Raw genomic sequence first — 5,959 nt, forward strand, 5'->3', positions numbered from 1 at the left:
CCCGCCCGTGGCGCCGGGGCCGCCGCAGCCGCCGGGGCGCCGCCGGGTCCCCGCCCGCCCCTGGGGCCGCCGCTCAATCTGCGCAGCCCGGCGCATCGCGCCGAGCGCGAGCTGCTCAAGGTCGCGCTCCAGCAGCCGCAGCTCGTCGCCCCGGTCTTCGACGCCTACGGGGAGGACGAGTTCACCGGCCCGCCCTATGCCGTGGTCCGCCGGGCCATCGCCGAGGCCGGCGGCACCGAGCACGCCGACGAGGCTTTTCTCGCCCGGGTGCGGGAGGCCGCGCCGGACGACAGGGTCCGTGCGCTGATCACCGAGCTGGCCGTGGAACCGCTGGAGCTGCCGCGCCGCCGCCAGCGCGAGGCCGACAGCTATGCCGCGCAGCTGCTGTGCGATGTCCGGCTGGCCGCGGTGCGGCGGCGCATCGCCGAGCTGGAGTCCGCGGCCCGCCGGCAGGACGCCCAGGGCGGCGCCGAGCGCTCCGCCGCCCTATGGCAGGAGGTCTGGACCCTCCAGCGGTACCGCACCGCGCTGGTGGAGCGCGGCGCCGCCGCCCTGTACTCCTGAGGCTTCCGGGCCCCCACGGCCTCACCCGGCCGGCCGCCCCCGGAGCCCGCCGTTCCTGGACGCCGGGCACCTCACGTGGCATATGCCGCCACCCATATCACCGTGAGGTAGCCGGAAGTGCGCGTGGCGTAGCGGTTGCGCGCAGAAACCGGACGCATGACCCTCGTGCCGTGGGTAGGCATTAATCCACACTGGTTTGCGGTGCCGTCTTTGACTGGCCGCGATCAACTGGAGGTCGCTCAGTGCAGACCCAGACCCTGACCGGTACGGCGACGGCAGGACCCGTGGCCGATCGCGACACGGCCGACGCTCCGGTCGATCCTCTCCGCCAGACCGTGCCGCCCCCGCCCGATCCGCATCCGCCGGTGCCGCCCGAGCCCGACCCCGTCCCCGCCCCGCCGCCGGAGCCCACCCCCGGACCGCCACCGCCCCCCTCCTCCGCTGCCGAGGAGAGCAGCACGGCCGGGAGCGACCTCGACACCGACGGCGACGTGCCCTGGGAGCGCATTCCGGAGCAGCGCCGCCCGCCCGGCGCCGAGACGGAGGTGACGCTGCGCACCGACTCCGGCGGCACCTCGGGCGACCTGTTCCGGCAGTACCTGCGGGAGATCGGCCGCATCCCGCTGCTGACCGCCTCGGAGGAGGTGGAACTGGCCCGCCGGATCGAGGCCGGGCTGTTCGCCGAGGAGCGGCTGGGCATCGCGGGCCGCGGGCTCGACGACCGCCTCGCCCTGGACCTGGACCGTCTGGTGGTGCGTGGCCGGATCGCCAAGCGCCAGCTCATCGAGGCCAATCTGCGGCTGGTGGTCTCCGTGGCCAAGCGCTACCTGGGGCGCGGGCTGACCATGCTCGACCTGGTGCAGGAGGGGAATCTCGGGCTGATCCGCGCGGTGGAGAAGTTCGACTACACCCGCGGGTTCAAGTTCTCCACCTACGCCACCTGGTGGATCCGCCAGGCCATGTCCCGGGCNCCAGGCCATGTCCCGGGCCATCGCCGACCAGGCGCGGACCATCCGGGTGCCGGTCCATGTCGTCGAACTCATCAACCGGGTGGTGCGGGTGCAGCGCCGCCTCCTCCAGGAACGCGGCCAGGAGCCCACCGCCCAGGAGGTCGCCGAGCAGCTCGACCTGACGGCCGAGCGGGTGCGGGAGATCCTGCGGCTGGCCCAGGACCCGGTCTCGCTCCAGTCACCGGTCGGCGAGGAGGACGACGTCAACCTCGGCGATCTGATCGAGGACGCCGATGTGCCGAGCCCGGCCGAGTCGGCAGCGTTCCTGCTGCTGCGGCAGCAGCTGGAGGCGGTGCTGTCCATGCTCGGCGACCGTGAGCGCCGGGTGGTCGAGCTGCGCTACGGCCTGGTGGACGGCAGGCCCCGGACCCTGGAGGAGATCGGCCGCATCTTCGGCGTCACCCGTGAACGCATAAGGCAGATCGAGCACAAGACCCTCGCCAAGCTCCGCGACCACGCCTACGCCGACCACCTCCGCGGCTACCTGGACTGACTCCCCGCCGACGGCACGGCCCCGGCCGGCGCGGGCGCCGGGACCGGCGTCAGGCGAACGCCTCGGGGTGCCGTTCCTCGCGGAGGGCGATGAACTGCTGGCGGACCGCCTGGCCGACGGCGAAGTCCTCCTCGGCAGGGGTGAAGGTCTGGCCCTGCGCCGCGCCCCGCCCCCACTCGCCGCCGGCCGGCGGGGCGTCCGGGCCGAGCCGGTCCTCGGCCGCGCCGAGCGCCCATGCCGCCTGCCGGGCGGCGCCCAGCGCGGTGTAGTCGGCCGGGGCCGGCACCACCACCGGCGCCCCCAGCAGCCCCGGGGCAAGGGCCTGCAGGGCCGGCAGCTCGGCCGCCGCCCCCAGCAGGAAGAAACGTTCCATCCTGACGCCGCGGCCCCGCAGTACGTCCGCGGCGTCGGCCAGCCCGCACAGCATTCCCTCGAACGCCGCCCGCGCCAGATGCTCCGGCTTCATCGACTCCCGCCGCAGCCCGGCCAGCGTGCCCGCGGTGTGCGGCAGGTCGGGGGTGCGCTCGCCCGCCAGGTACGGCAGCAGCACCAGTCCGTGCGCGCCCGGCGTGGAGCGCAGCGCCAGCTCCGACAGGTGCGCCAGATCGCAGCCCAGCAGATCCGCCGTGCCGCGCAGCACCCGGGTGGCGTTCAGCGTGCGCACCACCGGCAGATGCAGCCCCGTCGCGTCCGCCAGCGCGGTCACCGTCCCCCCGTCGTCGGTCAGCGCCGCCTCGTGCACCGCGCACACCGAGCCCGAGGCGCCCAGCGAGATCACCGCGTCCCCCGGCCCGATGCCCAGCCCCAGCGCCGCCGCCATGATCTCCGCGGTGCCCGCCGAGATCAGCAGCCCCTCCGGGGTCCGCCCGGCCGCCTCGGCCGGTCCCAGCACCTGCGGCAGCGCCGCCGGGTGCCCCAGCGCCAGCTCCACCAGATCCGGCCGCCACTGCCCGGTGGCCGCCGACCAGTAGCCGGTGCCCGACGCCCCGCCCCGGTCCGTGGTGAACCGGCCGGGACGCCCCAGAAGCTGCCACACCAGCCAGTCCTGCGGCTGCAGCACGGCCGCCACCCGCCGTGCCGCCTCCGGCTCCGCGCGGGCCAGCCGCCTCAGCTGCACCACCGGGTGACCCGGCTGCGGCACCAGGCCGACCGCGCCCGCCCACGCCTCCCGGCCGCCGAGGGCGTCCGTCAGCTGCACCGCGGCGCCCGCGCTCTGCTCCTCACCGCTCAGCGCCGGCCGCACCACCTGGCCCTCGGCGTCCAGCACCACCACCGCGTTGGCCTGCGCGGCCACCCCGATGGCGGTGACGTCCTCCAGCACCCCGCCGTCCGCCGCCTCGCCCAGCGAGAGCAGCCACGACTCCGGCGCCGGCTCCCCCTCCGGATGCTCGGCGTGCCCCTGGCGGAGCAGCTCCCCGGTGTCGGCGTCGCAGACCACGATGCTGGTGTACGAGGCCGAACAGACCAGACCGGCAACAATCCCCATGCGGCTGATGATGCCCCATCACGGGCCTGTAACGGCGTTGGTTGCGATCTCTTTGGAGTCCTGGCCCGGAGTCGTGACACGACCGGGGCACATCCCGCCCGCGCCCGGCCCGCCCAGATCCGGTCCGGGCCGCGGTTCCCGGGGAGTGCGCCCGCGCCCGCCGGCCCGGCGGTCCTCGACCTGCCGGACCCCGGACCGCCCGCCGTCGCCCCCAGCCGGGCCCGCGCCGCTCCCGAGGGGCGAAGCGGCCGGTCAGCGGAACCGGGACACCCGGCCCGCCCCCGGGCCGCCGGACGAGCCGTCCTCCCCCGCGCCGGGCGGTGTCCCGCCCGGCCGGTTCCGGCCGTCGCGGCCACCCTTGCCCTCCGCCCCGGGCGGCACCGTGCCGCCCACCGTGCCGTCCACGGCCGGACCCGCTCCGGACGCTAAGGCGGGGAAGCCCGTGCCCGGGCGTGTGCCCGGCGTGTCGGACGGCCGGTTCCGCACCCTCCGGTAGACCGGCTCGGCGAACCGCGCGGTCAGCGTCCCCAGAATCACCATGATCAGTACGTAGGCGGCGGCCAGCGGGGCGATCCGCGGTTCGGCCCCGGCCGCCAGCCCGGCGATCACCAGTGAGAACTCGCCGCGTGCCACCAGCGCGCCGCCGGCCCGCCACCGGCCGCGCCCGCCCACCCCGGCGCGCCGGGCCGCGTACCAGCCGGTGGCGATCTTGGTCAGCGCGGTGACCAGGCCCAGCAGCAGCGCCGTGACCAGCACCGGCGGGATGTCGGCCGGTGCCGTGGAGAGGCCGAAGAAGACGAAGAACAGCGCCGCGAACAGATCCCGCAGCGGGGTGATCACCCGCCGCGCGTGGTGCGCCACCTCCCCGGAGAGTGCGATGCCCACCAGGAACGCGCCCACCCCGGCCGAGACCTGGAGCCGCTCGGCGACACCGGCCACCAGCAGGGTCAGCCCGACCACCGCCAGCAGCAGCATCTCCGGATTGTCCGAGGCCACCGCCTTGCTGATCAGCCGTCCGTGGCGGAGTGCCAGATAGAGCGCCAGCCCGGCCGTGCCCAGCGCGATGACCAGGGTGAGGGAGGTACCCGCCAGCGACAGCCCGGACAGGGTGGCGGTCAGCAGCGGCAGATAGGCCGCCATCGCCAGGTCCTCCAGCACCAGCACACCCAGCACCGCCGGTGTCTCCCGGTTACCGAGCTGCCGCAGATCGGTGAGGATCTTGGAGATCACCCCGGACGAGGAGATGTAGGTGATTCCGGCAAGGGCCACGGCCGCCACCGCCCCCCAGCCCAGCAGCAGCGCCGCCACCGCGCCCGGCAGGGCGTTGAGCACCAGGTCCACCAGGCCGGTCCCGTACTGCCGCCGCAGATTGTCCACCAGCTCCGAGGCGCTGTACTCCAGGCCCAGCATCAGCAGCAGGAGCACCACCCCGATCTCCGCGCCGATCTGGAAGAACTCCTCGCTGGAGGCGTCCAGCGGCAGCAGCCCGCCGGTGCCGAAGGCGAGGCCGCCGAGCAGATAGAGCGGAATGGGGGACAGGCCGAGCCGCTCGGCCAGCCGTCCGGCGAGACCGAGACCGAGAATCACCGCGCCCAGCTCCATCAGCGTGACGGCCGTCTCCGCGGCGGCGATCTGCATCCTTGAGCCCCCTTCCGTTGTGTCGTCCGGCCCGGTGGTCCTCACCTCGCCCGGCACCGTTGCCGGTGCCGTCCGCCCGGGCCGGCCGGCACCGGCGGGGCGTCAGCCGCCCGCGATGATCCCGGCCAGGTCGGTCACGCCCTCGCGGGTGCCCACGACCAGCAGGGCGTCGCCCACCTCCAGCCGGAAGTCCGGGCCGGGGGAGGGGTGGGCGCCGGTGCGGCGCAGTACCGCCACGATGGACGCCCCGGTGCGGGTGCGCGCCCGGGTGTCACCGAGCGGCCGCCCACGGTAGGGGGACTCCGCGCCGATCGGGATGCGTTCCGTGACCAGGTCCAGCTCCAGCTCGCCCAGCGGCAGCTCGCGGATTGCGGGCTCCGGGGCCACCAGGTCCGCGACCCACGCCGCCTCGTCGGCGTCGAGGGCCACATTGGCCCGGCAGGTGTCCGGGTCCTCGGGATCGTAGAAGCCGATGAAGCGCCGTCCGTCGTCGTGCACCACCACGGCAAGCCACTGGCCCGCACGGGTCTCTATCTCGTAGCGGATGCCGACCCCCGGCAGGGGCGTGCGCCTGGTACCCATGACCGGTCTCCTCCCGGGTCGTGTTCTTCAACGCTACCTGTGGGTGCCCTCCGGGAGCGTGCCGACGGGCAGCATATGCCCCGGCCGGGAACGTGACGGTCACCGGCCGCGGCGGTCTCCGCGCGCGTGCCCGCCCGGCGGCCGGCCGGCCCGCGTCCCGGCCGTCCGCCGGCGGAGCCGTGCGCC

The 5,959-nt window shown here is 75.4% G+C and carries 3 protein-coding genes and 2 pseudogenes; 2 read left to right on the forward strand and 3 right to left on the reverse strand.

Annotated features, from left to right (window positions below):
- Together GQS09_RS26340 and GQS09_RS26345 are read left to right on the forward strand one after the other, a co-directional pair.
- Positions 1 to 564: pseudogene (locus GQS09_RS26340) on the forward strand (DNA primase); the annotation flags it as partial.
- Positions 565 to 806: 242 nt separating this feature from the next.
- Positions 807 to 2,067: pseudogene (locus GQS09_RS26345) on the forward strand (RNA polymerase sigma factor).
- Between the two features lie 49 nt (positions 2,068 to 2,116).
- On the opposite strand, the gene GQS09_RS26350 reads toward GQS09_RS26345, so the two are convergent.
- The 3 genes from GQS09_RS26350 to GQS09_RS26360 all read right to left on the reverse strand — a co-directional run bounded on the left by GQS09_RS26350 (position 2,117) and on the right by GQS09_RS26360 (position 5,773).
- Positions 2,117 to 3,553, reverse strand: a complete 1,437-nt coding sequence (locus GQS09_RS26350) for an FGGY family carbohydrate kinase (RefSeq protein ID WP_165990047.1) — start codon at positions 3,551 to 3,553, stop codon at positions 2,117 to 2,119.
- Positions 3,554 to 3,805: 252 nt separating this feature from the next.
- Positions 3,806 to 5,191, reverse strand: a complete 1,386-nt coding sequence (locus GQS09_RS26355; protein WP_243761810.1) for a cation:proton antiporter — start codon at positions 5,189 to 5,191, stop codon at positions 3,806 to 3,808.
- 102 nt (positions 5,192 to 5,293) lie between these two features.
- The gene (locus GQS09_RS26360) at positions 5,294 to 5,773 is read right to left on the reverse strand and encodes a cation:proton antiporter regulatory subunit (RefSeq protein WP_165990048.1); all 480 of its coding nucleotides are present in this window, start codon (positions 5,771 to 5,773) and stop codon (positions 5,294 to 5,296) included.
- Between the last annotated feature and the right edge of the window lie 186 nt (positions 5,774 to 5,959).

Source organism: Streptomyces sp. YIM 98790 (genome assembly GCF_011421595.1).
Lineage (GTDB): Bacteria > Actinomycetota > Actinomycetes > Streptomycetales > Streptomycetaceae > Streptomyces.

What these genes read in the sequence shown, in the direction of transcription:
- GQS09_RS26350 (WP_165990047.1), bottom strand. Translation starts at nt 3,553, where the DNA reads ATGGGGATTGTTGCCGGTCTGGTCTGTTCGGCCTCGTACACCAGCATC.
- GQS09_RS26355 (WP_243761810.1), bottom strand. Translation starts at nt 5,191, where the DNA reads ATGCAGATCGCCGCCGCGGAGACGGCCGTCACGCTGATGGAGCTGGGC.
- GQS09_RS26360 (WP_165990048.1), bottom strand. Translation starts at nt 5,773, where the DNA reads ATGGGTACCAGGCGCACGCCCCTGCCGGGGGTCGGCATCCGCTACGAG.